The organism is Streptomyces sp. WM4235, from assembly GCF_001279725.1.
Lineage (GTDB): Bacteria > Actinomycetota > Actinomycetes > Streptomycetales > Streptomycetaceae > Streptomyces.
The window spans coordinates 1-691 of sequence record NZ_LGDE01000243.1; the positions used below are offsets into that span (position 1 = coordinate 1).

Annotated in this window: 1 protein-coding gene; it reads right to left on the reverse strand. The window is 69.6% G+C overall.

Features of this window, described 5'->3' with window-relative positions; genetic code table 11:
• The coding region (locus tag ADK55_RS18130; protein ID WP_053680034.1) for a DUF4097 family beta strand repeat-containing protein at positions 1-639 on the reverse strand (639 nt) is incomplete at its 3' end.
• Between the last annotated feature and the right edge of the window lie 52 nt (positions 640-691).

Below are 691 nucleotides of genomic sequence, written 5' to 3' on the forward strand. Positions count from 1 at the left end.
GGTGGTCGCGTGGATGCTCAGGCCGGCGGTGGCGCCTTCGTTGTTCTGAAGTGCGTTGTGGATCCGGCCGTGGCCGGTGCCGGCGTCCAGGGAGGCGGAGACCCCGCGGGCGGCGCCGACCGTGATGTCGCCGGCCTCGGTGCGCAGCGCGACCGTGCCGCGTACGGCCTCCGTGATGTGGAGGTCGCCCTTCTGGGTACTGATCCGGGCCGGACCACCGAGACGGCCGACCGAGATGTCGCCGGCGAGGAGGGTGAGGCGGGCGCTCGCGGTCTCGTCGAGCTTGACCGTGCCCTGCGCGCCCTCGAAGGTCACGTCACCGAGCCGTCCGACGCCCCGGATTTCGACGGCGGCGGTCTTCGCCTCGACGTGGGAACCGGCGGGCAACTGGACCGTGACCTCGACGAATCCGGAGGAGCCGAGCATCTGGTTCTTCGCCTTCGGGGCCGTGATCCGCAGGACGCCGTCGTGGTACTCGACCGTGGTCTGCTCGGCCGCCTTCGCGTCTCGACCCTTCGAGGCGTTCGCGGGGAGGACCTCGACGGCGGTGTCGGCCCGGTCGGCGGCGATGAACCGGATGTGGCCGGCGGGGATGTCGAGGACGGTCGAGATCGGGGCGGGGGTGTCGAACTTCAGCATGATGTCTTCCTTCGCTTCGTTGTTTCCGATGAGGGAAAAGCTACGTTGCGTT